8 protein-coding genes are annotated in these 15126 nt (G+C 33.4%); all 8 read left to right on the forward strand.

What is annotated here, in order from left to right; all coding sequences use genetic code 11:
* Positions 1 to 104: 104 nt before the first annotated feature.
* The 8 genes from nagB to LPB87_RS00945 all read left to right on the forward strand — a co-directional run bounded on the left by nagB (position 105) and on the right by LPB87_RS00945 (position 15091).
* Positions 105 to 2030 carry a glucosamine-6-phosphate deaminase gene (gene nagB / locus LPB87_RS00910; RefSeq protein WP_129540986.1) on the forward strand — a complete coding sequence of 642 codons (1926 nt, stop codon included), beginning with the start codon at positions 105 to 107 and terminating at the stop codon, positions 2028 to 2030.
* Between the two features lie 197 nt (positions 2031 to 2227).
* Positions 2228 to 5143 carry an FAD-binding and (Fe-S)-binding domain-containing protein gene (locus LPB87_RS00915; protein ID WP_230604435.1) on the forward strand — a complete coding sequence of 972 codons (2916 nt, stop codon included), beginning with the start codon at positions 2228 to 2230 and terminating at the stop codon, positions 5141 to 5143.
* Between the two features lie 113 nt (positions 5144 to 5256).
* A complete protein-coding gene (locus LPB87_RS00920; protein WP_230604436.1) occupies positions 5257 to 6075 on the forward strand; it encodes an alpha/beta hydrolase family protein in 819 nt (272 codons plus the stop codon).
* Positions 6076 to 6326: 251 nt separating this feature from the next.
* Positions 6327 to 8165, forward strand: a complete 1839-nt coding sequence (locus LPB87_RS00925) for a PQQ-binding-like beta-propeller repeat protein (RefSeq protein WP_230604438.1) — start codon at positions 6327 to 6329, stop codon at positions 8163 to 8165.
* A gap of 297 nt (positions 8166 to 8462) precedes the next feature.
* The gene (locus LPB87_RS00930; RefSeq protein WP_230604441.1) at positions 8463 to 9935 is read left to right on the forward strand and encodes a family 10 glycosylhydrolase; all 1473 of its coding nucleotides are present in this window, start codon (positions 8463 to 8465) and stop codon (positions 9933 to 9935) included.
* A 21-nt stretch (positions 9936 to 9956) separates the two neighbouring features.
* Complete coding sequence (locus tag LPB87_RS00935; protein ID WP_230604443.1) at positions 9957 to 12461, forward strand: family 20 glycosylhydrolase; 2505 nt, start codon at positions 9957 to 9959, stop codon at positions 12459 to 12461.
* Between the two features lie 4 nt (positions 12462 to 12465).
* Positions 12466 to 13770 carry a serine hydrolase gene (locus tag LPB87_RS00940; protein WP_230604445.1) on the forward strand — a complete coding sequence of 435 codons (1305 nt, stop codon included), beginning with the start codon at positions 12466 to 12468 and terminating at the stop codon, positions 13768 to 13770.
* Between the two features lie 178 nt (positions 13771 to 13948).
* Positions 13949 to 15091, forward strand: a complete 1143-nt coding sequence (locus LPB87_RS00945; RefSeq protein ID WP_129540993.1) for a DUF1343 domain-containing protein — start codon at positions 13949 to 13951, stop codon at positions 15089 to 15091.
* Positions 15092 to 15126: the final 35 nt, after the last annotated feature.

Here is a 15126-nt window from a genome sequence, read left to right on the forward strand (position 1 = left end):
TTTACGGTATTTGAATTTATTTTTGTTAAATAATGTAAAATAACGCATCCGTTTTGTTTTTTGTATATATTTGTTAAACTAATTTTTTAACTAAGAGATATATTATGAAAACCAATACTTCTTTGGCTTACGACATACCAGGTAAATTTGAAGAAACCCGATTTGAGAAAAACCATAATGTGATTTTTGATAACTCAATTGTAGGTTCTAAAGCAGTTGCCCAGGAAATGGCCGAATTAATACGTTCAAAACAAGCTAAAAACAAAACGTGTGTACTTGGTCTGGCAACAGGCTCATCACCTATAAAAGTATACGAAGAGTTAGTTCGAATGCACAAAGAAGAAGGACTTAGTTTTTACAATGTAATATCTTTTAATTTGGATGAATATTATCCAATGACCAAAGAAAATCGTCAGAGTTACCATTATTTCATGCATCAGTATCTGTTTAATCATATAGATATTAAACCTGAAAATGTAAATATTCCAGACGGAACAGTTGTTTTAGAAGAACTTAATCAATATTGTGTTGATTATGAAATGAAAATAAAAGAAGCTGGAGGGCTTGATTTTCAGTTATTAGGAATTGGACGTACAGGACATGTAGGTTTTAATGAACCTGGTTCTCATATTAATTCAGGAACTAGAATTATAACATTAGATCATATCACTAGAGTCGACGCTTCATCAGATTTTAATGGTATTGATAACGTTCCAAAAAGAGCGATTACAATGGGAGTTTCAACAATTCTTAGATCAAAAAGAATTGTTTTGATGGCTTGGGGGCAAAATAAAGCCGCAATTATCAAGAGAACTATCCAAGGAGATATAAGTTCAGAAGTTCCTGCCACATTTCTACAAAATCATTCCAATGCGACTTTTGTGTTAGATCAGTCTTCGGCATCTGAATTAACTCGTTTTGAAACGCCATGGCTAGTTGGTGGATGTACTTGGACACAAGAATTAAAAAGCAAAGCAATCGTTTGGCTTTGTAAAGAAACCAAACAATCGATATTAAAACTTACCGATAGAGACTATAATAATAATGGAATGTCAGACCTTTTAGCTCAAGAAGGTTCTGCCTATGATTTGAATATTAATATGTTCAATGTTTTGCAACACACCATTACAGGTTGGCCAGGAGGGAAACCTAATACTTCAGATTCGCATAGACCTGAAAGAGCTAATCCAGCAAAGAAAAGAGTAATCCTTTTTAGTCCACATCCAGATGATGATGTGATTTCTATGGGAGGAACATTCTCAAAATTAATAAAACAAGGACATGATGTACATGTGGTGTATCAAACTTCAGGAAATATAGCAGTTACAGATGATGAAGCATTAAAATTTGCAGAAGTATGTAACGATTTTATTGGAAAAGATATCGATGGAGTAAACTTCTCATCAGTTATTGATTTTCTAAATAATAAGACTGAGAATCAGGTAGATTCATTAGAAGTTCGAAAGTTGAAAGGGTTGATAAGAAGACGCGAATCGTATGCAGCTACAAGATATATTGGTTTAAAAGATGAGAATACGCATTTTTTAGATCTGCCTTTTTATGAAACGGGTCAAATAAAGAAAAATCCTTTAGGATTAGAAGATATTGCAATTGTTAAAGATATTATAGCAAAAATAAAACCACATCAGGTATTTGCAGCAGGAGACTTGGCAGATCCGCATGGAACTCATGAAGTATGCCTGAATGCTATATTTGCAGCAATGAAGGAATTAAAAACAGAAGCGTATATGTACGATTGTTGGCTATGGTTGTACAGAGGCGCTTGGCATGAGTGGGATATTCATGAGATAGACATGGCTGTGCCGTTGAGTCCAGACGAAGTAACTATTAAAAGACATGCTATTTTGTATCATCAATCTCAAAAAGACAGAGTAATGTTTCAAGGAAATGACTCAAGAGAATTTTGGGTACGAGCAGAAGAACGTAATAAAAATACAGCAAGGTTATACGATGATTTAGGTCTTGCAGAATATGAAGCTATCGAAGCCTTTAAACGTTTTTATTACTAATTACCCGATTTCGATTAACAAAAACTAATTTCCAAAATAAAGTCCTAATCCCGCAAGATTTATTACCGCGAACCTAACAAGTTTTAAAGACGAGTTAGGTTTAATCTTGCAAATTTTTAAGATCAAAAAAAGACCTTGAAAGACGATAATAGAGATTAATTATTTTGTATTTTTAAAAAAACAATAGCACCAATTAAATGTCCGATTCTCTTCAATTACAACACTTATCCGATTCATTAGAAGGAACTCTTTTTTATGATGAGCTTCATAAAAAAATATATGCTACTGATGCTTCTGCTTATAGAATAATGCCAGTAGCAGTAGCAGTTCCAAAGACAGAAGAAGATATTGTTAAAATTATTCGCTTTGCAGCAAAAAATAAAATTTCAATAACCCCTAGGACAGCAGGAACTTCTTTGGCTGGACAAACGGTGGGTAACGGAATAATTGTAGATGTTTCTAAGCATTTTACCAAAATTGTAGCATTTGATCCTATAAAAAAAACGGTAACAGTTCAACCTGGAGTAATTCGAGATGAACTGAATTTGTATTTAAAGCCGCATGGTTTATTTTTTGGCCCCAACACATCGACAACAAATCGATGCATGATTGGAGGAATGGTAGGAAATAATTCATCTGGAACGACATCTATACGATATGGAGTTACCCGAGATAAAATAATCGAGATAAAGGCTATTTTAAGTGATGGCAGTACTGTTGTATTCAAAGAAATGTCTTCAGCAGAATTTATAGAGAAGACAAAAGGGGATTCGCTTGAAAGTAAAATTTACAAAGCAATTTATGAGGAACTTTCAAATAAAGAAAATCAGGAAGAGATTGTAAAAGAATTTCCAAAGCCAGAAATTCACCGAAGAAATACAGGCTATGCGATTGATTTATTATTAAAATCGGAGCTCTTCTCAGGGACAGAAAACAAAATAAATTTAGGGAAATTACTTTGTGGAAGCGAAGGAACTTTAGCATTTACCACAGAAATTACACTTAAAGTAGATGATTTGCCACCAACAAATAATGTTATGGTTGTGGCACATTTTCATACTATTCAAGAAAGTTTAGAAGCTGTAGTTACTGCTATGAAGCATCATTTGTACACCTGTGAAATGATGGATGATACGATATTAGATTGTACCAAAACAAATAGAGAACAAGCAAAAAATAGGTTTTTTATTGTAGGAGAACCTAAGGCAGTTATCATGCTCGAAGTAGGATCGCATCATAGTATGGAAGATGCCGAATTACAGGCAGATGCCTTGATAAAAGACCTTGAGGAAAATAATTTTGGGTACGCTTTGCCTAAAATTTATGGAGCCGATATTTATAAAATAAACGAATTACGAAAAGCAGGACTTGGACTTTTAGGAAGTATTGTAGGTGATGATAAAGCAGCCGACTCTATTGAAGATACTGCAGTAGAACTAAGTGATTTGCCTAATTATATCGCTGATTTCTCTGCCATGATGGAAAGTCATGGACAAAGTGCTATTTATTATGCACATGCAGGTGCAGGAGAAATTCACTTGCGTCCAGTTTTAAATTTAAAAACAAAAGAAGGATTACACCAATTTAGAAACATTGCTACCGAAGTGGCTATTTTGGTAAAAAAATATAGAGGTTCATTGAGTGGAGAGCATGGAGACGGAATAGTTCGTGGAGAGTTTTTACCTTTTATGATAGGAGAAAAAAATTATGAATTATTAAAACGAATCAAAAGCGCTTTTGATCCAGATACAATTTTGAATGTTGGAAAAATTGTGAACGCTTTTAAGATGGATGAAAACCTTCGTGTAGAAGCGGGTAGAGTAGAGCCAGATATAAAAACAATTCAGGATTTCTCGGATAGCATGGGGATTTTGCGTGCTGCCGAAAAATGCAATGGTTCAGGTGATTGTAGAAAATTACCTTCAGCGGGAGGAACTTTATGTCCGAGTTATCGAGCTACTAGAAATGAAAAAGATACTACTCGTGCCAGAGCCAATGCGTTGAGAGAATATCTAACTCATTCAGAGAAAGATAATAAATTTGATCACGAAGAATTATATAAGGTATTTGAGTTGTGTGTGAGCTGTAAAGCCTGTGCAAGCGAGTGTCCAAGTAACGTAGATGTAGCGACTTTAAAATCGGAGTTTTTATACCAATATCAAAAAGCAAATGGATTTTCTGTTCGAAATAAAATATTCGCTTTCAATTCAAAACTTAATAAACTCGGGAGTATAGCACCGTCTATGACTAATTTTGTAGCTAATCTAGCTTTGGTTAAAAAAAGTATGGGAATTGCATCCCAAAGACAGGTTCCATTATTAGCACCAACGACTTTTAGAAAGTGGTACGAAAAAAATAAAAAAACAGCAGGAAGTAATTCTTTTACAAACGGAAAAGTCTATCTTTTTTGCGATGAGTTTACCAATTATTATGATGTTTCTGTTGGGATAGATGCTTATGAATTACTGACAGGATTAGGTTATGAAGTGATTGTAATAGATCACGAGGAAAGCGGAAGAGCTTTTATATCAAAAGGATTCTTGGAAGAAGCACAAGATATAGCCAATAAAAACGTGGGTATCTTCAAGGATTTAATTTCAGAAAATACACCGTTAATAGGAATTGAACCCTCTGCAATATTAACTTTTAGAGACGAATACATTCGATTGGCAAAAGATAAAGAAAGTGCTGAAAAATTATCGAAAAATACATTTACTATCGAAGAGTTCTTTAAGAGAGAAATTGCAACAGGAAAAATCCATTCTGGACAATTTTCGGATGTAGAGAAAACAATTAAAATTCACGGACATTGTCACCAAAAATCATTGAGTACTGTTGAAGCTTCATTTGCAATGCTAAACGTGCCTAAAAATAGTTCAGTTACCATTTATAATTCAGGCTGTTGTGGTATGGCAGGTTCTTTTGGATATGAAAAAGAGCATTACGAAATCAGTATGCAAATGGGTGAAGATACTTTGTTCCCAAAGATACGTTCAACCGAAGCAACAACTGCAATTGCAGCTGCAGGAACGAGTTGTCGCCATCAGATTTTTGACGGAACCAATAGAAAAGCAATGCATCCAGTGACGATTTTGAGGGATTGTTTGAAATAAATTTCTCGAATATAAATTTTATATTTTTTGTCAAAAGGTATCAGAAATAAAAAATCTCATACATTTTGAAGAAAAGTTATTGCCTCTTTTTAACCAAAAGAAACTATAATTCTATGAAAAAAACAATCTATATAGCCCTCTTAGTTTTCGCATTTTTTTCTGCCAAAGCAGCCAAGATTGATACTATACAAGTGTTTAGTACTTCGATGAATAAAAATATAAAGACGTGTGTAATAGTTCCTGATAATTATAAAAAAAGCAAGAAGAAATTACCAGTAGTTTATCTGCTTCATGGGTATAGCGGAAATTATGCAACTTGGGTAAAAAGCTTTAAAGAGGTTGGGCAACAGGTTGATAAATATGAATTTATAGTAATAGGCGTTGATGGAAATTTTTCAAGCTGGTATTTTGATAGTCCGATTGACACAACTTTTAAATATGAAACTTATGTCATTGATGAGCTAGTTCCTTTCATAGACAAAAATTACAAAACGATTGCAAGTCGTGAAGGCCGTGCTATATCAGGTCTTAGCATGGGAGGACATGGAGCATTGTATCTTTCGTTTAAGCATCAAGAAGTGTTTGGAGCTGCAGGGAGTATGAGCGGAGGAGTAGATTTTCGTCCATTTCCTGAAAAATGGGATATAAAAAAACGGTTGGGTTCTATAACAGAATTTCCTGAAAATTGGGAAAAGAACACAGTGGTAAATATGCTGGAATTAGTAGAAAGTAATAAGCTAAATCTTATTATTGATTGTGGTGTTGATGATTTTTTTATTGACGTAAACAGAGAACTTCATACAAAGATGCTCAGTCTAAAAATAAATCATGACTATATAGAACGTCCAGGGAAACATAATATTGAATATTGGGAAAACTCCTTAAAATTTCAATTACTGTTTTTTAATAATTTTTTCAATAGCATAAAGTAGGTCCAAAGGTCCTGAGAAACAAAGGTTCAAAGGTTTCCTATTGATATGCATATAAACGCATCGCAGTACGTCTAACATAAAGGATTAAAAGATTTTTTTTTACCACGAATTCAATCTGCTAAATCTGCTGAATCTGCGTGAGAAAAAGGTTCAAGGGTTTCCTATAGATACACATATTAGGTGGACAGCGTAGATACCCACCGCAGTGCGTCTAACACAATAATAACAACCAATAGATTTAATAATTGCTTATGAAACATTCACTTTCCATAATATTATTGCTTTTTATAATTGCATCAGGGTTTTCTCAAAAGACAGAAAAATCAGAAAATATTAAGTTTGTACAGCTTACAGATTTGCATGTTTCAGTAGGGAACGAAAATGATTTTTTACTGCAAAATATTATAAAAGAAATTAATAATTCGGATAATGAATTTGTTGTAGTAACGGGGGATTTAACAAATCGTGGTGCAGATGATGAACTAAAACAAGTACATTCTATTTTGGGCAATTTAAAAATTCCGTATTATGTAATTTCTGGAAATCATGAAACAAATTGGAGCGAAAGTGCTGGTTTGACTCATAAAAAAATATGGGGCGACGATCGATTTGTTTTCTCAAAAGGAGATTACCTTTTTATAGGATTTCCATGTGGACCATATATGAAAATGGGAGATGGTTTTGTAAAACACGAAGATGTTCTTTGGTTAGATAAAACACTAAAAGACAGTCTTAAAAATAGCAATAAAAAAGTTCTGAATTTCGCTCATTATCCACTAGATAATAGTGTTAGTAATTATAAAGAAGTTCTTTCAGTTTTAGAAAAATACCCAACAGTTGCAAGTTTCTGTGGTCATGGACATACCTTAAAAAAATATGATTTTTCAGGATTGAGTGGTATCATGGGAGCATCGATTACTTCTCGCGATGGTAAAACAAGAAGTTATAACGAGGTAATCATCAGTAGTGATAGTATTAGTATTTATCAGAAAGAGATAGCAAAACAAGGTGTTTTTAAATTTTCAGTTCCTACTAAGCCTTCAAAAATTGAAATTCCAAAAGATAATTTAGAAACTAATTTCTCTCCATTCATAAAAGATATTGCATCAGTTTATAGTGTTCCATGTTTTGATAAAAAAAGCCTTTATTTTACTAATTCTATTGGTGAGATACAATCGATTAATTTGAAAAATAAAGTGCTGAATTGGAAAACAGAAACAGGAAACGCAATCTATTTCTCACCAATTATTGTAAAAAATATTCTTGTTATTGGTACGATAGAAGGAAACTTGTTAGGATTTGATGCAGCGTCTGGTAAACAAAAATGGAACATACCAGTTGGCGGAGTATTGGTAGGTTCACCAATTGTAGAAAACAATAAAATTTATACAGCAAGTTCAACAGCTTTTATTTGCATAGATGCTGTTAGTGGTAAGGTAATTTGGAAGAATAACTTGCCACAATCGTATTCGCAAGGAACTCCTTTAATACAAGATGATAAAATTATTTTTGGAGCATGGGATACTAATCTTTATTGTCTAAATAAAATTACAGGAGAACTTATTTGGAAATGGAATAATGGAAATGAAAAGCAAGTTTTGTATTCAGCAGGAAACGTAAATGTAGTCTCATCAAAAAATAGACTTTATTTTGTTACACCCGAACGATTCTTAACAATTCTAGAACTGCAAACAGGCAAAACACTTTTAAGAACCTCCAAATGGAAAGTTAGAGAATCGATGGGGAAAAGTCAAGATGGAAAGTGGTTTTATGCAAAAACAATGAATGGGGAACTTTTGAGATTGCCCCTTAATGATAATTTAGAATTAACGGAAGAAAATTTGATTAATCAAAGTAAAGTTTTGGACTTAAAGCTTGGATATGAACACAATCCTGCACCAATATTTGAAAACAACAATAAGATATACATAGGAAGCCGAAAGGGAGAAGTTGTTATTGTAGATGCAGGGAAATTTGAGATTCTAAAACAAATTAATTTAGGAAGCTCCAGCATAAATGGATTTTCAATTGATGATCAAGGAAGAGTATGGACATCGCTTATAGAAGGAGGAATATATTTATTAGAGTAAGTTGTTTCGTCGAAATGACAATATTGGGGAAAAACTTTCGAAAGTTGCGGTTGTTTTTTTATCATGACCCGAGTGAAAGCAAACAGGATAAGCAATTACATGAATTAAATCTGCTTAATCTGCCAAATCTGCGAGAGAGAAAATAAAAGATTATATAGATTAAATGAAACCTTTGCGAGCTCTGCGGTTAATTTTTTGCCACAGATTAAAGGATTAAATAGATTAAAAGTCTTTGCGAGCTTTGCGGTTAAATCCTCCGCTAAAGAAATATATATTAACAAACCAAAAATAGAATTTATGAAAACCTTAAAAATTTTAATTCTAGTATTGCTGATTCAAGCCAATCTTTTTGGACAACAACCAGCAAAAAGAGAAATGCGGGCCGCTTGGATATCTACCGTCGATAATATAGATTGGCCATCAAAACCAGGGCTTTCAGATAAAGAAATGAAAGCTGAAATGATAACAATTTTAGATAATTTACGATCATATAATCTAAATACAGTAGTTTTTCAAATTCGTCCTACGGCCGATGCTTATTATAAATCTACAAAAGAGCCAGCGTCACATTGGATAACTGGAACGCAAGGAGTGGCACCCGGGTTTGATCCGTTACAGTTAATGATAGATGAAGCAGGAAAAAGAGGGATGAGTGTTCACGTTTGGCTAAATCCGTATCGTGTGCAAAAAGACACTACCAAGGATGTACTTGCAAAAACACATTTGTATTTTAAGAAGCCAGAGCTATTTCTTACCTACGGAAAAACTAGATATTTTAATCCCGGTTACAAAGAAACCAGAGATTTTGTAGCTTCAGTAGTGGGCGAAATAGTTCGGAATTATGATATTCAGGCAATACATATGGATGATTATTTTTATCCATATAAAATTGCTGGACAAGAATTTCCTGATCAAGTTGCATTTGCTAAAGAACCTAGACAATTTAAAGATAAAGACGACTGGAGAAGAGACAACGTAGATTTGATAATTAAGCAAATCAGAGATACCATAATTGCAAATAAACCCGAAGTTGAATTTGGAATTTCACCTTTTGGAGTATGGCGAAATAAAGCAAAAGATTCAGAAGGATCAAATACAATGGCAGGAGCTACAAATTATGATGATTTATATGCTAATATTTTAAAATGGCAGAAAGAAAACTGGATTGATTATGTAACACCTCAACTATATTGGCATATTGGTTTTGATAGAGCAAATTTTGAAGTTTTAGCAAAATGGTGGGCAGAACACAAATATGGAGCAAATGTGTATATCGGTCATGGAGAGTATAAGATTTCCAAAACATCAAAAGAAGTAGAATGGAGAAGTCCTAATCAAATTGTAAAACAAATAGAAATGATTAGAGCCTTACCATTGATAGATGGTTCTATGCATTTTACGGCAAATGTATTTAAAAGGATGGGAGATACACTTAGAAAACCTATTATCGAAAAACAATATAAATATATCGCATTAACACCCGAAGCAAATAGAATCACTAGAATAAAACCAGAACCGCCAATAAGTGCTTCGATTACTCAAAGAGGAGAAAAAGGACAGCTTACTTGGAAGGCAGGATTAAACAATAAAAAGTTTGTGATTTATAGATTTCCAAAAGGGAAAATAACCGATTTCTCTAATCCAGAGAATATTTACTACGTAACCACAGCTACAAAATTAGAAATACCAAATGCTAATTTTGAAAACTATATCTATGCTATTACCGCTTTGAGTACCACACAAACGGAAAGCATTCCAATACAATTTTAACAAAACAAAAAACCAGAAAAGATGAAAAAAAACATGCTACTAATTGCCGTTTTCTTGAGTTCCTTGAATGTATTACAAGCTCAGAAACTGGATATAATTCCGCAGCCAGTAAAAATAGAACAGAAAGAAGGAACATTTGTAATTCCATCATCGGTACAAATTGTTGTAGATAAAAAAATACAAAAGAGTGCAGATTATATAGGAAGTAATTTTCTTAAAAATACAGGAATTAAACCGATTGTTTCTATTGGGAAAGGTAATAAAAGAGACGGAATATCATTTTTAGTAGATGAAAAAATAAATCTTCCTAATGACGGTTATGAATTGAGCGTAACTAAAAAAGGAGTTCTTATAAAAGGAAAATCCACAAATGGAGTCTTAAATGGTCTTCAAACTTTATTGCAGATTTGTTCAGCCAAAGAGGTAAAAAAAGGAACAATACCATTTGTGAAAATAGAAGATTATCCTCGTTTTGAATGGCGCGGAATGATGCTTGATGTATCAAGACAGTTTTTTGATAAGGAAACAGTTAAGAACTACATTGACTGGTTGGCAGCACATAAGATGAATGTTTTTCATTGGCATCTTACTGATGATAATGGTTGGAGAGCCGAAATTAAATCAATGCCAGATTTAACTTTAAAAGGAGCTTGGAGAGGGCCAGGCGAAGTATTGTTGCCATCGTACGGTTCAGGAAACAAACGTTATGGCGGTTATTATACCCAAGCCGATATGAAAGAAGTTGTGGCGTATGCAGCAACTCGTGGAATCTCAATTATGCCAGAAATTGAAATCCCTGGACATTCTCGTGCAGTAACAGCAGCGTATCCAGAAATAGGATGTGTTACAACTCAGGAAACAAAAAGTGTTCAGGGAGAAGTAAAAAATGTATGGTGTGTAGGACGCGAAGAAAACTATCAAATTTTAGATTCTATTATTAGGGAGGTCTCAGAAATATTTCCTTTTGATTATATTCATGTTGCAGGAGATGAGGTAAACAGAGCCAATTGGGAACATTGCCCAAAATGCCAGGCTTTGATGACGAAAGAAGGATTTACAGATAGTTTTCAGCTTCAGAATTATTTCTTTAGAAGAGTTCAAACCATTGTCGATAAATATCATAAAAAAACAAATGGCTGGAATGAAATTTTAAAAGGTGGAGAGATAAATCCAAATACTTTAATTAGTGCTTGGCAAGGAATAAACTACGGAATCGAATCGGCTAAAAGAGGTTATGAAACCATTATGATGCCCGGACAATATTTATATTTTGATATGGCACAATCGGAAAACGAGCGAGGTCATCGCTGGGCCGCAATCACAGATACAAAAAGAGCTTATTCATTCGAGCCAATTCCTGATAGCGATTTAACTCCCGATCAGCAAAAATTGATAAAAGGAGTACAAGGAGCTTTGTGGAGTGAATATCTTGATCGCCCAACACGATTTGTAGAATACCAAAGTTATCCTAGGATTAGTGCGTTGTCAGAAATTGGATGGTCTAAAAAAGAAGATAAAAATTGGGATAATTTTTACGGAAGACTAACTAATAGCCATTTACAACGATTGGCTAATATGGGAATTGCTTTTAGAGATTTTCCCCCAACAGCAATTTATAAAAATGGAATCATTACTGTAACGCCACCTTATGAAGGGGCAGTTGTACGATATGATGCGCAAGGTAATGAACCAACAAGACAATCGCCTTTATATACAAATCCAATTCAGACAAAAGATTATGAGCAATACCAATTTCGTACTTTTTTTAATGAAGATTCAGCAAGTCCAGCAGTAAAAGTAGAGAAGTTACCAGTCGCAAATTGGAATACATCGAAAGTTGAAACTTTAACTATTTCAGAGGATATTTCAGAGCATGTTGATAAAAGTGGAATTTGGTATCTAACTTTTAACCCAATAGCTGATGGAACAGCAAACGGGACAGTAAAATCAGTTTCTCTTTTTGAAAATGATAAATTAATACAAACTTATTCAGAGGAAAAGATGTTGAAGTCTAAACCTCGTTTACGATTTGTGATTGAAAATTACAATGATAAAAATAAGTATCGTTTAGATTTTACTGTTGAAAACAAAGAAGCAAAAGAATCTGCAGCGAAAGTAAATTTCAATTGTTCGCCTTATATGGAACCAGAGGTAAAAGTGACCTCATCGATGGTCGAAAATCCAAAATTTCCATTCTCAAGACTCGAAGATTATAATATAGAAACCTATTTGCGTACCGATGCTCCATGTGCAAATGGAGACTGGATTTTATATACGTTTACCAATCCTGTTGTTTCTTCAAAAATTGATGTACTGACAGGAATTCCGCATCATCCAAGATTTATTGTTAATGATGGTTATGTCGAGTATTCATATAACGGAGTTGATTTTGAAAAAGGAGATAGTTTTGATTATGGGAATGCCTCAATCTACCCTAAAAAGCCTGTTAAGGCAGTCAGAATTATGATTACAGGAACAAACAACGAGCCTATTATGGCTGGGCAGGATTTAAGAATTATCCCTTAAAAAAATGAAAAAAATAGGAGTTAGAATCGTACTTGTTTTTTTGATCCTTTTAGGGATTAGTTGCCATTCCCTAAAAAATTCAAAAAAGTCTTTCGATACAAAGCAAAATGAAATTTATATCGATTCGATGGTAAATAATGCGCTCGAAAAAGAATTTTTTCCGGGAGCACAAATTGTTGTGGGGAGTAAAGACTCTATTTTAATATTAAAAAATTATGGATATCATGATTATTCAAAAACTGAATTAGTAAAAATAGAGGACGTGTACGATCTAGCTTCTATGTCTAAAGTTTTAGGCGCAACTCTAGTAGCAATGCATTTGGTAGGAGAAGATAAAATAAAGTTAGAAGATAAATTGGGAGATGTCGTTTCCGTGTACAAAAATACAGCCATTTCCGATTTAACCCTTTTTGAATTACTGACACATACTACGGGATTAAAATCAGGGATTGTTTTTTATCAAAGCTTACTTTCTACTTCAGATGGATTACCGCTATTAAGTAATCAAAAATCAGATAATTATCCTGATTTATTTGATAATATGTATGTAAACAAGAATATAGTTTATGATACAAAATACCTTTCTTTCAAACCAAAAGACAATTATGTGCAAGTCTATAAAAATATGTGGTTGAATCCTGAATTTTATAAAACAGTATATGAGAAAATAGCTGTTGCCAATACGAATCCTAGAGGTAAGTATCTATATAGCGATTTAAACTTAATTCTTGTACAGCAAATGATGGAAACAAAGACAGGATTAAAACTCGATCAACTGGCAAAAGCAATTTATGATGAATTAGGTATTTCAAAAATTGGATATAATCCTTTAAAATGGACTTCAGAACAAAATGTGATACCAACAGAAATTGATAATTTTTTTAGAAAAGATACGATTAAAGGGTATGTGCATGATGAAGCAGCAACCATTTTAGGAGGGATTTCTGGAAATGCAGGATTATTTGCCAATGCACAATCTATTTCGGTAATATGCCAAATGTTGCTTAATAAAGGAAAGTATCAGGGAAAGCAAATTTTAAAAGCAAAGGTAGTTGCCACGTTTACAAAATCACCTCTTGCTAAAAAGGGAATTTATCGAGGACTTGGTTTTGATAAACGAAAACCAGATGAGTTTTATGAGAAAAACAATTTTGGGCATACAGGATTTACAGGAACGTTTTTCTTTTTAAATCCCAATAATGATAGGTTTTTGATTATCCTTACCAATCGCGTAAATCCTACCAGAACCAATAAATTAATGTATAAAGATGATTTTAGCCCGAAGATCTGGAAACAAATAAATAATTAAGAAAGATTAGCCACAGATTATAAAATTTAAATTAAATCTGCCAGAATCTGTAAAATTTGCATGATACAATTTATTATAATGTAAATCTCCAAAATCTGCGAGAGGCAAAAATTAGTGATAAAAAATAATCCTTTACTCTCGATAGCTATCGGGAGTAGCAAAAAAATAAATAAACTCTATGAAAAAACTAACCATAATATGCGTACTAATTACAACTGTTTCTTTTGCGCAAAAAATAAAGACAGGAGCAGAAAATTATACTGAATATTTGCCTTTACTAAAAGGGAAGACTATCGGTATAGTAACCAATCAAACAGGAATTATTGACAAGAAAACCCATCTTGTTGATTTTTTGGTTGAGAAAAAAGTAAAGATAAAAACCATTTTTGCACCAGAGCACGGCTTTCGAGGGACAGCCGATGCAGGCGAACACGTATCTGATGAAATCGATTCAAAAACAGGTTTGTCGATTGTTTCCCTTTACGGAAAAAACAACAAACCAAGTGGAGAACAATTAAAAGGAATTGATGTCATGATTTTTGATTTACAGGATGTGGGGACAAGGTTATACACATACGTTTCTACAATGCACAGAATAATGGAAGCATGTGCAGAGAATAATGTCCCGTTGATAGTAATGGATCGGCCAAATCCAAATATTGGTATTGTAGATGGACCAGTTTTGGATATTGTTTTTAAAAGTGGGATTGGGATGCATCCAACACCTTTGCTTCACGGAATGACTCTGGGTGAAGAAGCCAAAATGATTAATGGAGAAAAATGGTTAAAAGATGGGATTCAATGTGAACTTACGGTTATTCCGTGCTTAAATTATGACAGAAGTATGAGTTATAGTTTGCCTGTACGACCTTCTCCAAACTTGCCTAACGACCAATCGATTAATTTATATGTTAGTTTGTGTCTTTTTGAAGGAACTAATGTGAGTATGGGACGCGGAACCGAAAAGCAATTTCAGATTTATGGATCTCCATACTTGCCCAAAAGTGACTTTGCATTTACTCCCAAGCCTAATTTTGGGGATAAAGACCCTCTATATAATGGAGTAGAGTGTAATGGAGAGGATTTATCGGCAATACCTAAAATAGATAAACTAGAAATCAAATGGTTGATTAAAGCATACCAAATAACATCGGATAAATCTAAATTTTTTGATAAAAGAAAGTTCTCAATACGAGCAGGAAATGAAAAATTACAACAGCAGATAGAAGCAGGAACCTCCGAAGAAGAGATAAGAAATAGTTGGAAAGAAGGTTTACAAGCCTTTAAAAAAATGAGAAAGCAGTACTTAATTTATAAATAAAAATAATAAAGCCTATAAAAAATGTTTTTTAGTTT

Source organism: Flavobacterium sp. EDS (assembly GCF_020991525.1).
Taxonomy (GTDB): Bacteria; Bacteroidota; Bacteroidia; order Flavobacteriales; family Flavobacteriaceae; genus Flavobacterium.

Coding starts and splice junctions, on each gene's coding strand:
- LPB87_RS00945 (WP_129540993.1), top strand. CDS start 13,949: ATGAAAAAACTAACCATAATATGCGTACTAATTACAACTGTTTCTTTT.
- nagB (WP_129540986.1), top strand. CDS start 105: ATGAAAACCAATACTTCTTTGGCTTACGACATACCAGGTAAATTTGAA.
- LPB87_RS00915 (WP_230604435.1), top strand. CDS start 2,228: ATGTCCGATTCTCTTCAATTACAACACTTATCCGATTCATTAGAAGGA.
- LPB87_RS00925 (WP_230604438.1), top strand. CDS start 6,327: ATGAAACATTCACTTTCCATAATATTATTGCTTTTTATAATTGCATCA.
- LPB87_RS00930 (WP_230604441.1), top strand. CDS start 8,463: ATGAAAACCTTAAAAATTTTAATTCTAGTATTGCTGATTCAAGCCAAT.
- LPB87_RS00920 (WP_230604436.1), top strand. CDS start 5,257: ATGAAAAAAACAATCTATATAGCCCTCTTAGTTTTCGCATTTTTTTCT.
- LPB87_RS00935 (WP_230604443.1), top strand. CDS start 9,957: ATGAAAAAAAACATGCTACTAATTGCCGTTTTCTTGAGTTCCTTGAAT.
- LPB87_RS00940 (WP_230604445.1), top strand. CDS start 12,466: ATGAAAAAAATAGGAGTTAGAATCGTACTTGTTTTTTTGATCCTTTTA.